Below are 12,608 nucleotides of genomic sequence, written 5' to 3' on the forward strand. Positions count from 1 at the left end.
TTACTGCTCCTTGTTGTTGAGCGCGTCCGAGGTGGCGGCCTGGAAGGCCTTCCACCCCAGCAGTGCGCATTTGACGCGGGCGGGGAACTTGGACACGCCGCCGAAGGCGACGCCGTCGCCGATGAGCTCGACGTCGCCCTCGATCTGGCCACGGGAGGTGACCATCTTCTCGAACTCGGCGAGTTTCTCCATCGCCTCCGCCACCGGCAGGCCGACGATCTCCTCGGTCATCACCGAGGTGGAGGCCTGGGAGATGGAGCAGCCGTCGGCGTCGTAGGAAATGTCCTCGACCACCCGGCCGTCGTCCGAGAGCTTCACCCGGAGGGTCTGCTCGTCGCCGCAGGACGGGTTGACGTGATGCACCTCGGCGTCGAAGGGATCACGCAGCCCGGCGTTCTTGGGGTTCTTGTAGTGGTCCAGGATGACCTCCTGGTACATGCCCTCCATGTTCATCTACTTCACCCCGAAGAAGGTCTGCGCGTGGTCGATCGCCGCCGTGAGGGCGTCGATCTCCTCGCGGGAGTTGTACAGGTAGAAGCTCGCGCGGGCGGTGGACTGGGCGTCCAGCGCGCGGTGCGCGGGCCAGGCACAGTGATGCCCGGTGCGCACGGCCACGCCGCGCGAATCGAGCAGCTGCCCCAGGTCATGGGGGTGCAGGCCGTCGACGGTGAAGGAGACGGCCCCTCCCCTGCGCTCGGCGGTGGTCGGACCGACGATGCGTACGCCCGGAATCTGCTGCATCTGCTCCAGCGCATACTCGGTGAGCATGTGCTCGTGGCGCATGATGTGTTCCATGCCGACCTCCCGGAGGAAGTCCACCGCGGCGCCCAGGCCGACGACCTGGCTGGTCATCTGCGTGCCGGCCTCGAAACGCTGCGGTGCCGGGGCGTAGGTGGAGGACTCCATCCGCACGACCTCGATCATGGATCCGCCGGTGAGGAACGGCGGCAGGCTGTCGAGCAGCTCCCGACGTCCGTAGAGCACGCCGACGCCGCTGGGGCCGAGCATCTTGTGGCCGGAGAACGCGGCGAAGTCCACACCCAGCGCGTGGAAGTTGACCGGCTGGTGCGGCACCGACTGGCAGGCGTCGAGGACGGTCAACGCCCCCACGGCCTGGGCGCGGCGCACGATCTCCGCCACGTCCGGGATGTCTCCGGTGACGTTTGACTGCTGGGTGAAGGCCACGACCTTGACCGTGTCGTCGAGCTCCAGGGAGTCCAGGTCGACGCGGCCGTCCTCGGTCATGGAGTACCACTTCAGGGTCGCGCCCGTGCGGCGGCAGAGTTCCTGCCAGGGCACGAGGTTGGCGTGGTGTTCGAGCTCGGTGACCACGACGGTGTCACCCTCGGTGACCTGCCACTGGCCGGCCCGGTCGTCGCCCAGCGTGTAGGCGACGAGGTTGAGCGCCTCTGTGGCGTTCTTGGTGAAGCTGATCTCCTCGCCCTCGGCACCGACGAAGTCGGCGATGTTGGCGCGGGCGCTCTCGTAGGCGTCCGTCGCCTCCTCCGCCAGCTGGTAGGAGCCGCGGTGCACGGGGGCGTTCGTCCCCAGGACGAACCTCTCCTCCGCACGCCAGACCTTCTCGGGCCGCTGCGAGGTCGCCCCGGAGTCGAGAAAGACCAGCGGCTGATCGTCGCGCACGGTGCGACCGAGGATGGGGAATTCGGCGCGGATGGCGCTCAGCTTGAGCGTCCCGTCGGGGTTGGTGTACGTGGAGGTGGGAGCAGTCATTAGGCGATGAACTGCTCGTAACCGTCGGCCTCGAGGGCGTCGGCGAGCTCCGCGCCACCGGTCTTGACGATGTGACCGTTGGAGAACACGTGCACGTAATCCGGCTTGACGTAGTTGAGGATGCGCTTGTAGTGCGTGATCAGCAGGATGCCGCCCTCGGTCTCCTCCTGGAAACGGTTGACACCCTCGGACACGATGCGCAGCGCGTCGACGTCGAGGCCGGAGTCGGTCTCGTCGAGGACGGCGAACTTGGGCTTGAGCAGGCCGAGCTGCATGATCTCGTGGCGCTTCTTCTCGCCGCCGGAGAAACCCTCGTTGACGGAGCGCTCGCCGAAGGACTTGTCGATGTCGAGCGCCTCGCGGGCAGCGTTGACCTCCTTGACCCAGTCGCGCAGGGCCGGAGCCTCGCCGCGGACATGGCCGACGGCGGTGCGCATGAAGTTGGACGAGGAGACGCCCGGAACCTCGGTGGGGTACTGCATGGCCAGGAAGAGGCCCTCGCGGGCGCGCTCGTCGATCTCCAGATCGAGCAGGTTCACGCCGTCGAGAAGCACCTCACCCTCGGTGACCTCGTACTTCGGGTGGCCCGAGAGGGTGTAGGCGAGGGTGGACTTGCCGGAGCCGTTGGGGCCCATGATGGCGTGGGTCTCGCCGGAGTTAATGGTGAGGTTGACGCCCTTGAGGATCTGGATGGGCTCGGCGCCCTCCGCGGACGGGAGCACCTGGGCGTGGAGGTTCTTGATTTCAAGAGTGGACATACGTTTATTCCTTCTACAGATAGGGGTGCTAGGACGGCAGCTGGGTGAGCTCTTCGCTCACTCGCTTCTCCAGGTCCTCGCGGATGAACTCGGCGGGAATCTTGTTGATGACCTCGGTGAAGAAGCCGCGGATGATCATCCGGCGGGCGCTCTCCTCGGGGATACCGCGCGACTGCAGGTAGAACATGTGCTCGTCGTCGAAACGCCCCACGGTGGCGGCGTGGCCGGCACCGGCGATCTCGCCCGTCTCGATTTCGAGGTTGGGGATGGCGTCCGCGCGGGCGTTCTCGGAGAGCACGAGGTTGCGGTTGGTCTCGTAGGTGTCCGTGTTCTGCGCGTCGGCGCGGATGAGCACGTCGCCCACCCAGCAGGTGCGCGCTTCCTTGCGCGGATCCGAGGGATCAGCCTGGAGGGCACCCTTGTACAGGACGTGGGAGCGGCAGTTGGCCACCGAGTGATCCACGAGCAGGCGGTTCTCGATGTACTGGCCGGAGTCGGCGAAGTACAGGCCGAGCATCTCGGCGTCGCCGCCCTGCTCGGTGTAACGCACGCTGGGCGTGATGCGCACGACCTCGCCGCCGAAGGTGACCACGGTGTGGTGGAGCACGGAATCGCGGCCGAGCTGGGCGCGCTGCGCACCGACGTGCACGGCGTCCTTGTTCCACTGGGCATCGACGATGACCGTCAGCCGCGCGTTGTCGCCGACGATGAACTCGACGTTGTCCGCGTGGGTACCGGAGCCCTCGTAGCGCAGGTGCACGATGGCCTCGGCGCCGGTCTCCAGCTCGATGGTGGTGGCGCCGAAGGAGGTGACGTCGGAGCCCTTGCCGGAGATGGTCACGGTGACGGGCTCGGCGAGCTTGGTGTCGCGGGGAATGCCCACGTACTGCGCCTGCGGCATGGAGGTCCAGGCCTGGGCGGCGACACGGTCGTTGGGTGCGCCGACCCGACCGATGCGCGGGTCATCCTTGGCGACAGTCTCCGAGGTGACGCCCTCCTCGGCGCGGACGTGGATGTCCTGCGCGACGGCGTCGGCGAACTCGCCGTTGTGCAGCCCGCGCAGCTTGCGCAGGGAGACAAAACGCCAGTCCTCGGAGCGGCCGTGGGGAACGTCGAAGTCGTCGACGTTGAAGGACGAGAACGCGTCGCCCTTCGTCTGCACGCCGGAGGCGTTGGAGACAGTCTTGTTTTCGGTAGCAGTGGTCACAGTTATCCGACCGACCCTTCCATCTGTAGTTCGATCAGGCGGTTGAGCTCCAGCGCGTACTCCATGGGGAGTTCCTTGGCGATGGGCTCGACGAAGCCGCGCACGATCATGGCCATGGCCTCTTCCTCGGGGATGCCGCGCGACTGCAGGTAGAACAGCTGCTCCTCGGAGACCTTCGACACCGTGGCCTCGTGGCCGAGGCTCACGTGGTCATTGCGGATGTCGTTGTACGGGTAGGTGTCCGAGCGGGAGATGTTGTCCACCAGCAGGGCGTCGCACTCGATGTTCGAGGTCGAGTGGTGCGCGTTGGCGTTGATCTGCACGAGGCCGCGGTAGGAGGTGCGGCCGCCGGCGCGCGCCACGGACTTGGACACGACGTTGGAGTACGTGTGCGGGGCCATGTGGGTCATCTTGGCGCCGGTGTCCTGGTACTGGCCCTCGCCGGCGAAGGCGACGGAGAGAACCTCACCCTTGGCGTGCTCACCGGTCATCCACACCGCCGGGTACTTCATGGTGACCTTGGAGCCGATGTTGCCGTCGACCCACTCCATGGTCGCGCCTTCTTCGGCCTTCGCGCGCTTGGTCACGAGGTTGTAGACGTTGTTCGACCAGTTCTGGATGGTGGTGTAGCGGACGCGGGCGTCCTTCTTCACCACGATCTCCACCACGGCGGAGTGCAGCGAGTCCGACTTGTAGATCGGCGCGGTGCAGCCCTCGACGTAGTGCACGTAGGAGCCCTCGTCAGCGATGATGAGCGTGCGCTCGAACTGGCCCATGTTCTCCGTGTTGATGCGGAAGTAGGCCTGCAGCGGGATGTCCACGTGCACACCCTTGGGCACGTAGATGAAGGAGCCGCCGGACCAGACGGCCGTGTTCAGCGCGGAGAACTTGTTGTCGCCCGCGGGAATGACGGTGCCGAAGTACTCCTTGAACAGCTCCTCGTGCTCCTTGAGGGCGGTGTCGGTGTCGACGAAGATGACACCCTTCTCCTCCAGGTCCTCGCGGATCTGGTGGTAGACGACCTCGGACTCGTACTGCGCGGCCACGCCTGCGACGAGGCGCTGCTTCTCCGCCTCGGGGATGCCGAGCTTGTCGTAGGTGTTCTTGATGTCCTCGGGGAGATCCTCCCAGGAGGTCGCCTGCCCCTCGGTCGAGCGCACGAAGTACTTGATGGTGTCGAAGTCGATGCCGGAGAGATCCGCGCCCCACGTGGGCATGGGCTTCTTCTCGAAGATGCTCAGCGCCTTGAGGCGCTGGTTGAGCATCCACTCGGACTCGTCCTTGAGCCCGGAGATGTTGCGCACGACGGCCTCGGAGAGGCCTCGCTGTGCTGCCGCGCCGGCGACGTCCGAGTCGTGCCAGCCGTAGTTGTATGCGCCGATGGAATCGATGATCTCATCGTCGCTCATGGGAGCGTCAAGACCTGGTTTGGTGTTTGCCTGGGTCATGAGGTTCTCCTTTCGTTGTTGGTCCAAGTGGGAGCAGGTGCCGCTGATTCCGCTGATTCGGCGGAGTGTTCAGGGCTACCGGGGCTACCGGGGTGGTTCGGGTGATCCGGGGAGTTCTGGTCCGCCCCGGGTTCTGGCTTCCGGTTCAACGGAATGTTGGTCGTGCAGATTCCGTGCCCGTCGATAATGGTCGCCAATGGCTGCACGTGATGGCCGAGTTTCGACGCGATCACCTCATGCTCCACCTCACACAGCTCGGGATGCTCGGCGGCGACGGACGCCACCGGGCAGTGGTGCTGGCACAACTGGATGCCGGCCCCCGCGCTGGTGACCGTGGCGGCGTAACCCCCACGGTCGAAGGCCTCCGCGAGGAGGCGGGTCGTCGTTTCCACCGACCCCTCCTCGGACGTCGCCGGAGCGACGTCCCGGAGAACCGACTCCGCCCGTTGCCGGGCGAATTCCCTGACGGCCTCCGACCCACCCACCTGTCGCAGCGTGTCCAGAGCTGCGGAGGCGAGATTGTCGTAGTCGTGCCCGAAATGGGCGCGGCCACGGTCAGTGAGTCGGAAGTGTTTGGCGGGGCGACCCCGGCCGGAGGTTTTCCGGCTCGTGGTCTCCGCCAACCCGTCGTTCACCAGATTGTCCAGGTGTCTGCGGACACCCGCGGCCGAAAAGCCGAGACGCTCACCAAGATCGGATGCCGTGACGGGCCCCAGTTTGAGGAGCAGTACCAGTACGTCCTGCCGAGTTTCGCCTTCGTTGGTGCGGGTGACTCTCGCTTCGGTCACTGCTTCTCACCTCCGGTCCCTGCACGTCATCGTCACATCTTTGTGGCTGCCTTTAGACAACACTAGTGTGCCTTAATTCATCCTGTGCGTCCACCCACCCGGCATGTCGTATCATCGACCCGTGCCCAAGCGATCGATCCCGGACTTTCCCCGGCTCGGCCGGCCCGGATCCCGCGCAGCCGAACTCCACTTCGAGTCCCTCCGCGACGCCTCCCCCGCCGCCCCCGGCCTCCGGCTACAGGACTTTCACCACTTCCTCCTCCTCCGGTGGGTGGGCACGGTCGGCGCGCTGATGATCGGCATCGGGGGCCTCGGCGCGGGTGCCCTCCCGGTGGTGAACAACCCCTACGGCGGCTTCCCGCTCGGCGACGTGATGAGCCGCATGCTGCAGACCTCCTCGTCGGTCGTGCTCATCGGCGTGGGCCTGGTCGTCCTGGCCTGGCTGCTCATGTCCCGCTACGTGGGCTCGGCGTCGGTGACCGTCGCCCAGCTGCTGCGCACCCTGGTGGCCTGGTCGCTTCCCATCTTCTTCACCGCCCCCCTGTTCACCCAGGACATCTACTCCTATCTGGCGCAGGGTTCCGTGGTCACCCACGGCATGGATCCCTACTCAGCCGGGCCCGTCGAGCTGCTGGGCACGGAGAACCACCTGGCCCGCTCGGTCCCCTTCATCTGGGCACAGTCCCCCTCGCCTTACGGCCCGGTGGCGCTGGCGATCTCCGCGCTCATCAACGACGTGACCCGGGAGTCCATCGTGCTCGGGGTCCTCGCGCACCGCGGGGTGAGTGTCCTGGGTATCGCGCTCTCCGCCTGGGCGATCGTGCACCTCGCCCGCCGGTGCGGCGTCCGCCCGCCGACGGCTCTGTGGCTGGGGGTGCTCAACCCCCTGACGCTGCTGCACCTCATCGGCGGCATACACAATGAGGCGATCCTGCTCGGCCTGGCTCTGGCGGGCATGGAGCTGGGCCTGCGCGGAGTGGATGCCCTGGATCGCCCGGAACGCTCACGCGGGGTTCTTCTGCTCGCCGCGTCCATCGCCCTCATCTCCAGTGCGGGAATGGTGAAGGTCACCGGCTTCCTGGGGCTGGGGTTCGTGGGCATGGCGCTGGCCCGGCACCTCAACCGGCGCGAGCACGGCCGCGCCCTCGGGCCGACCCTCTCCGTCCTCGGCGCCGCGCTGGTCATGACCGTGGGGCTGGTGGCCACCGTCGCCGCGGTGACGCTCATCTCGGGCATCGACCTGGGGTGGGTCACCGGCCAGGGCGGCGCAGCGACCATCCGCAGCTGGATGTCCCTGACCACGGACGTCGGGGTGATCGCCGGGGTCATCGGCATGCTGCTGGGCCTCGGCGACCACACCGAGGCGATCCTCATCATCACCCGCGGCGTCGGGGTGGTGGTGGCCGTGGCTTTCATCGTGCGCATGCTGTTTGCCACCTTCCGCGGCACGATCCACCCGGTCGGCGGCCTCGGGGTGGGCACGTTCATCCTGGTCATCCTCTTTCCCGTGGTGCACCCGTGGTACATGCTGTGGGCGATTCTCCCCCTGGCCACCTGGGCCAACCGGCCGATCTTCCGGATCGCGGTGATGATCTATTCAGCGGCGATGAGTGTCTTCGTTCTCCCCCGCGGGCTGGCGCTTCCCGGCACCACCGTGCTGACCATCTACGTCTCCGCGGCCATCTTCGGCGCGCTGCTCATCGGGCTGGGGTGGCTGGTGCTCCGGCGCGCCCGGGTGGTGGCTTAGACTGGGCGTCGTGAGTACAACTTTCGACGGATACGCGCTCGAACTGATCGAGGTGAGCAAGGACTTCGGCGGCACCCGCGCCGTCGACAAGCTGGGCATGACCGTGGATCCCGGTACCGTCCTGGCCTTCCTCGGCCCCAACGGCGCGGGCAAGACCACCACCATCGAGATGTGCGAGGGATTCACCCGGCCCACCTCCGGCAGCATCCGTGTCCTGGGCATGGATCCCGCCACCCGGCCGCAGCAGGTCCGCGACCGCATCGGCATCATGCTGCAGGGCGGCGGCAGCTACTCCGGCATCACCGTCTCAGAGATGATGCGCCTGGCCGCGTCCTACAACTCCCACCCCCACGACCCCGACTGGCTCATTGACCTGGTGGGTCTCGGCGGGGTGAAAAAGACCACTTTTCGACGCCTCTCCGGCGGGCAGCAGCAGCGACTCTCCCTCGCCCTCGCGCTCATCGGCCGGCCTGAGCTGGTCTTCCTCGACGAGCCCACCGCCGGCATGGACTCGCAGTCCCGGCACATGGTGTGGGACCTCATCTCCTCGCTGAGAAACGACGGCGTGACCGTCATCCTCTCGACCCACCTCATGGACGAGGCGGAGTCACTGGCGGACAAGGTGGTCATCATCGATCACGGGCGTCTCGTCGCCCAGGGCTCCCCCGCCGAGCTCACCGCTAGCGATACCCACCGGCTGAGTTTCACCACCGACCGGCCGCTGGACCTGCAGGCCTGGACCGACGGCGGGCGCAGCGGCCTCAGCGAAGTGCGGGACTGCGCCTATCTTCTCGACGCCGCCCCCTCGCCCTCCCTGGTCGCCGCCGTCGCCGACCTCGCCGCCTCCCAGCAGGTGCTCATCCGCTCCCTCGACGTCTCCCGCCGCGACCTGGAAGACGTCTTTCTCGATCTCACCGGCCGCGAACTCAGGAGCTGACCGCCCTCATGACCACCATTGCCCCCGGGACCTTCACACCCGCGCCTGCCCGGGCGAGCCGTCGACAGATGATCGCCGCCCAGGGCCGCATCGAGTCCCTGCTCATGCTCCGCCACGGCGAGCAGCAGTTGCTCAACCTGGTGATCCCCGTCGCGGTGCTCATCGTCTCGTCCCTCATGCCCGTGCTCGGCGACGACACCGGAGTCTCCGAAATCTTCCCGATGGTCCTCGCGGTCGCCGCCACCAGCTCGGGGTTCACCGGGCAGGCGATCGCGCTGGCCTTCGATCGTCGATACGGCGCCCTCAAACGATCGGGGGCCTCCGGCGTGCCGGCGGCGACGATCATCGGCGGCAAGGTCATCGGGGTGGGCACCATGGTGCTGCTTCAGCTCGTGGTGCTCACTGCGCTGGCGCTCATCCTCGGTTGGCGGACCGGTGTCGTCGGCGTGGCCTTCGGACTGCTCACGCTGCTGGTGGGCATGGCCGCGTTCACCTCGCTGGGTCTGCTCATGGGCGGCACCCTCAGTTCCGAGCTGGTGCTCGGGCTGGCGAACCTGGTGTGGCTGATCCTCGTCAGCGTCGTCGGCTGGGTGGTCTACTCCCAGGGGCTCGCCGACGCGGGCTGGTGGAACCTCGTGCCCTCGGTGGCGCTCGCGTCCGGGCTCACCGCGGCCTTCGAGGGGACCATTCCCTGGGCGCAGCTGCTCATCCTCGCTGGATTCGCGGCGCTCGCGTCGGCCGGCGCCGTGAAATGGTTCCGCTTCGAATCGTGAGATAGTCCACCTCCCGTGCTTGCCAGATGTTCCGCGACCCCGCGTTAGGATTCACCCCGTGTCAGTTACCTCCTCCCCCGCAACCGCCTCCGCCGACCGTCCGACGTGGTCGGGCCGTTGGAAGGCCTGGGTTCCGACCCTGAAGACCCAGCGGGCGCTCGCGCTCGTGCTGCTGCTCTGCCAGGGCGGCATCACCGTGACCGGCTCCATCGTCCGTGTCACCGGGTCGGGCCTGGGCTGCGACACGTGGCCCAACTGCCACGAGGGGTCGCTCGTCCCCGTGGCCGGCGCTGCGCCGCTGGTCCAGCAGCTCATCGAGTTCGGCAACCGCCTGCTCACCTTCGTGGTCGCCGCCGCCGCACTGCTGTTGTGCATCAGCATCTACAAGGCGCACCGGCGCTCCGAGCTCAAGCTCTACGCCTGGCTCTCCGGGCTGGGCATCATCGCGCAGGCCGTCATCGGCGGCGTGTCCGTCCTGCTCGATCTGCGCTGGTGGGCAGTGGCGGTGCATTTCCTGCCGTCGATGATCCTCGTGTGGATCGCCGCTCTGCTCTACATGCGCATCGCCGAGCCCGATGACGCCGAACCCCTGCGGGTGTTCAGCCCCGCGATCCGGGGAGCGGTGCTCGTGGCTGCGATCGCGCTCAGCGCGGTGCTGGTCACCGGCACCATGGTCACCGGTTCCGGCCCGCACCCGGGTGACCATGGGGTGGGTCTCGATGGCCGCCTCGAGCTGGACACCCGGATCCTCACCTACGTGCACGCGTTCTGCATGTACGTCTACCTGGCGCTCACCGCACTGGCCACGTTCGGCCTCTTCCGCAAGCGGGTGCCCGCCGACGCCCGCAAATCCGCCATCGTGCTGCTGTGCATGATCGTGGTGCAGTGGGCGATCGGCCTCACGCAGTACCACCTGGGCGTGCCCCGGTGGACGGTTCCGGCGCACATCGCCATGTCGTCGGTCGTGGTGGCGCTCTCCGCCTTCCTGTGGGCGCACGGCCGTCGCCGGATCGCCGTCGACGCCGCTCACCAGCGCGAGTCCGCCACGGTCTAACCCCCGCTCGGCTACCGTGGACGGCATGAAAGCCATCCTTGTGACCCGACACGGCGGACCCGAGGTCCTCACCTACGCCGAGGACATCACCCGGCCCACCCCGAAAGAGGATGAGCTCCTCGTCGAGGTGCTGGTCGCGGGCGTCAATTACATCGACACGTACTTCCGCGAGGGTGTCTACCACTCCGCCCTCCCCTTCATCCCCGGCCAGGAGGGTGTGGGCCGCGTCGTCGAGGATCCGCGCGGCGAGATCGCCGAGGGCACCAAGGTCGCGTGGAGTGACGCGTTCGGCTCCTACGCGGAGTTCGTCTGCGTCGCCCGCGACCGGGTGGTCGCCGTGCCGCAGGACGTGGGCGACGAGGAGGCGGCGTCCATGCTGCTCCAGGGCATGACCGCCCACTATCTCACCCACTCCGTCTACCAGCTCGGCGCGGACGACACCTGCCTCATCACCGCGGGCGCGGGCGGTGTCGGGCTGCTGGCCACGCAGTTCGCCGTCTCGCTGGGGGCCACGGTCTTCTCCGTCGTCTCGTCGGACGAGAAGGAGGAGCTGGCCTACCAGGCGGGCGCCTCCGAGGTCTTCCGCTACTCCGAGGGCCTCGCGGAGTCGGTGCGTCGCCGCAACGGCGGGCGCGGGGTCGACGTGGTTTACGACGGCGTGGGTCAGGCCACCTTCGACGAGTCGCTCGAGGCGGTCCGCCCGCGCGGCCTGGTGTGCCTCTTCGGCGCGGCGTCGGGTCCCGTCGATCCGGTCGACCCGCAGCGCCTCAACACCCACGGTTCGATCTATCTCACCCGCCCCTCACTGGGCGCGTACACCGCAGACGCGGAGGAGTTCACCATGCGCGCGCAGGCCGTGGCGCAGGCGCTAGTGGAGAAAAAGATCAGCATCCGCGTGTCGGACTCCTACCCGCTCGCCGAGGCCGCGCAGGCCCACCGCGACCTGCAGGAGCGCCGGACCACCGGCTCGATCGTCCTGCGGATCAGCAACACGTAGAAGGGCGTCGCTTATCGACGCTCCCTCGCAGCCGACTCGCCTAGGTCAGCAGCTCGAGGATGGTGGGCCAGTTGACCACCGCGTCGATGGACAGGGCCAGGAACAGCACCGCGAGGTAGTTGTTCGACAGGATGAACAGCTTGAGGGGCTTGACCTCCTCGCCGCGGACCACGTCGCCGTGTAGGCGGGTGGCCATGACGATGAACACCGCACCGGAGATCAGCGCGCCGGCCAGGTAGATCCAGGACGTTGCCGGGATGAGCAGCAGGGACACGGCGACGGTCAGCCAGGTGTAGATGAGGATCTGCCGGGTGGTCTGCGCCGGGCTGGCGATGACCGGCAGCATGGGCACCTCCGCCTTGGCGTAGTCGTCGCGGTACTTCATGGCCAACGCCCAGGTGTGCGGCGGGGTCCAGAAGAAGATGATGAGGAACATGATGATGGCCTGCCACCACATGCCCGGCTCCCCCTCCGGGGCATGGGCGCGGATGGCCGCCCAGCCCACGAGCACCGGCATGCAGCCTGCGGCTCCGCCCCAGATGACGTTCTGCCAGGTGCGGCGCTTGAGCCACTTGGTGTAGACGAAGATGTAGAACACGTTGGTGATGAGGATGAACAGTGCCGCCAGCGGCGAGCCGATGACCAGCCACAGCCAGAGCACACTGAGCACGAGCAGCGTCCAGGCGAAGGCGGTCGCCCGGCCCTTGGTGATCTTGTGCCGGACCAGCGGGCGGGCGCGGGTGCGACCCATCTTCTGGTCGATGTCGTAGTCCGCCACCATGTTGAAGGTGTTGGCCGCTGCCGCGCCGGCCCAGCCGCCCACGAGCGTTCCCAGGATGAGGAGAATGTCCACGCTGCCCCGGTCCGCTTGGAGCATGGCCGGAATGGCGGCGACGAGGAGAAGTTCAATGACCCTCGGCTTGGTCAGCGCGAAATAGGCTTTGATGGTCTCCACGTGTTGTTCCTCCAAAAACGAGCCCGAAAAAGCGTGATCCATCGGATACCAGGGACGGCGTAATCCGGGCTATGACCGCATCCCTGTCACTAGTGGTCGGCCACGGGCACGGATTAGTTCCCGTGCGCCGGAAGACCAGCAAACTTTCACCATGCTACCGAGGCACCGCGGTAGGTGGGTAATTGGTTCCCCGGCCGATTTTTTAGATGTGAC

Annotated in this window: 12 protein-coding genes; 5 read left to right on the forward strand and 7 right to left on the reverse strand. The window is 67.2% G+C overall.

Annotation, left to right across the window (positions count from 1 at the left end; genetic code table 11):
- The 6 genes from sufU to CDOO_RS07360 are packed head-to-tail and all read right to left on the reverse strand — an operon-like array spanning position 1 to position 5,932.
- Positions 1-453, reverse strand: a complete 453-nt coding sequence (gene sufU, locus CDOO_RS07335) for a Fe-S cluster assembly sulfur transfer protein SufU (protein ID WP_018021689.1) — start codon at positions 451-453, stop codon at positions 1-3.
- Positions 454-1,731 (reverse strand): cysteine desulfurase, encoded by a 1,278-nt coding sequence (locus CDOO_RS07340; RefSeq protein WP_018021690.1) that lies wholly within the window; start codon positions 1,729-1,731, stop codon positions 454-456.
- Positions 1,731-2,489, reverse strand: a complete 759-nt coding sequence (gene sufC / locus CDOO_RS07345; protein WP_018021691.1) for a Fe-S cluster assembly ATPase SufC — start codon at positions 2,487-2,489, stop codon at positions 1,731-1,733. Before sufC ends, CDOO_RS07340 begins: the two co-directional genes overlap by 1 nt.
- A gap of 28 nt (positions 2,490-2,517) precedes the next feature.
- The gene (sufD, locus tag CDOO_RS07350; protein WP_018021692.1) at positions 2,518-3,696 is read right to left on the reverse strand and encodes a Fe-S cluster assembly protein SufD; all 1,179 of its coding nucleotides are present in this window, start codon (positions 3,694-3,696) and stop codon (positions 2,518-2,520) included.
- A gap of 2 nt (positions 3,697-3,698) precedes the next feature.
- Positions 3,699-5,144 carry a Fe-S cluster assembly protein SufB gene (sufB, locus tag CDOO_RS07355; RefSeq protein ID WP_018021693.1) on the reverse strand — a complete coding sequence of 482 codons (1,446 nt, stop codon included), beginning with the start codon at positions 5,142-5,144 and terminating at the stop codon, positions 3,699-3,701.
- Positions 5,141-5,932: a helix-turn-helix transcriptional regulator gene (locus CDOO_RS07360; protein WP_018021694.1), complete on the reverse strand. Its 792-nt coding sequence runs from the start codon at positions 5,930-5,932 to the stop codon at positions 5,141-5,143. Before CDOO_RS07360 ends, sufB begins: the two co-directional genes overlap by 4 nt.
- Before the next feature lie 103 nt (positions 5,933-6,035).
- Between CDOO_RS07360 and mptB the strand changes: the two genes are divergently transcribed.
- From mptB to CDOO_RS07385, 5 genes are read left to right on the forward strand one after another with little or no spacing between them, the layout of a single operon-like run.
- Entirely contained in the window at positions 6,036-7,679 is a 1,644-nt protein-coding gene (gene mptB / locus CDOO_RS07365; RefSeq protein WP_051064032.1) for a polyprenol phosphomannose-dependent alpha 1,6 mannosyltransferase MptB, read from the forward strand.
- Positions 7,680-7,689: 10 nt separating this feature from the next.
- Positions 7,690-8,616 carry an ABC transporter ATP-binding protein gene (locus CDOO_RS07370; RefSeq protein ID WP_018021696.1) on the forward strand — a complete coding sequence of 309 codons (927 nt, stop codon included), beginning with the start codon at positions 7,690-7,692 and terminating at the stop codon, positions 8,614-8,616.
- An 8-nt stretch (positions 8,617-8,624) separates the two neighbouring features.
- Positions 8,625-9,389 carry an ABC transporter permease gene (locus CDOO_RS07375; protein WP_020384590.1) on the forward strand — a complete coding sequence of 255 codons (765 nt, stop codon included), beginning with the start codon at positions 8,625-8,627 and terminating at the stop codon, positions 9,387-9,389.
- 58 nt (positions 9,390-9,447) lie between these two features.
- Positions 9,448-10,443 (forward strand): COX15/CtaA family protein, encoded by a 996-nt coding sequence (locus tag CDOO_RS07380; protein ID WP_018021698.1) that lies wholly within the window; start codon positions 9,448-9,450, stop codon positions 10,441-10,443.
- A gap of 25 nt (positions 10,444-10,468) precedes the next feature.
- On the forward strand, positions 10,469-11,440 hold the full coding sequence (locus tag CDOO_RS07385; protein ID WP_026159315.1) for a quinone oxidoreductase family protein: 972 nt from the start codon (positions 10,469-10,471) through the stop codon (positions 11,438-11,440).
- 40 nt (positions 11,441-11,480) lie between these two features.
- Here the strand turns inward: CDOO_RS07385 and CDOO_RS07390 are convergent, their stop codons facing one another.
- On the reverse strand, positions 11,481-12,437 hold the full coding sequence (locus tag CDOO_RS07390) for a heme o synthase (RefSeq protein ID WP_425389133.1): 957 nt from the start codon (positions 12,435-12,437) through the stop codon (positions 11,481-11,483).
- Positions 12,438-12,608: the final 171 nt, after the last annotated feature.

The sequence above is a fragment of the Corynebacterium doosanense CAU 212 = DSM 45436 genome (genome assembly GCF_000767055.1).
GTDB classification, from domain to species: Bacteria; Actinomycetota; Actinomycetes; order Mycobacteriales; family Mycobacteriaceae; genus Corynebacterium; species Corynebacterium doosanense.

Coding starts and splice junctions, on each gene's coding strand:
- sufU (WP_018021689.1), bottom strand. CDS start 453: ATGAACATGGAGGGCATGTACCAGGAGGTCATCCTGGACCACTACAAG.
- CDOO_RS07340 (WP_018021690.1), bottom strand. CDS start 1,731: ATGACTGCTCCCACCTCCACGTACACCAACCCCGACGGGACGCTCAAG.
- sufC (WP_018021691.1), bottom strand. CDS start 2,489: ATGTCCACTCTTGAAATCAAGAACCTCCACGCCCAGGTGCTCCCGTCC.
- sufB (WP_018021693.1), bottom strand. CDS start 5,144: ATGACCCAGGCAAACACCAAACCAGGTCTTGACGCTCCCATGAGCGAC.
- mptB (WP_051064032.1), top strand. CDS start 6,036: ATGTCGTATCATCGACCCGTGCCCAAGCGATCGATCCCGGACTTTCCC.
- CDOO_RS07375 (WP_020384590.1), top strand. CDS start 8,625: ATGACCACCATTGCCCCCGGGACCTTCACACCCGCGCCTGCCCGGGCG.
- CDOO_RS07385 (WP_026159315.1), top strand. CDS start 10,469: ATGAAAGCCATCCTTGTGACCCGACACGGCGGACCCGAGGTCCTCACC.
- CDOO_RS07390 (WP_425389133.1), bottom strand. CDS start 12,437: ATGGATCACGCTTTTTCGGGCTCGTTTTTGGAGGAACAACACGTGGAG.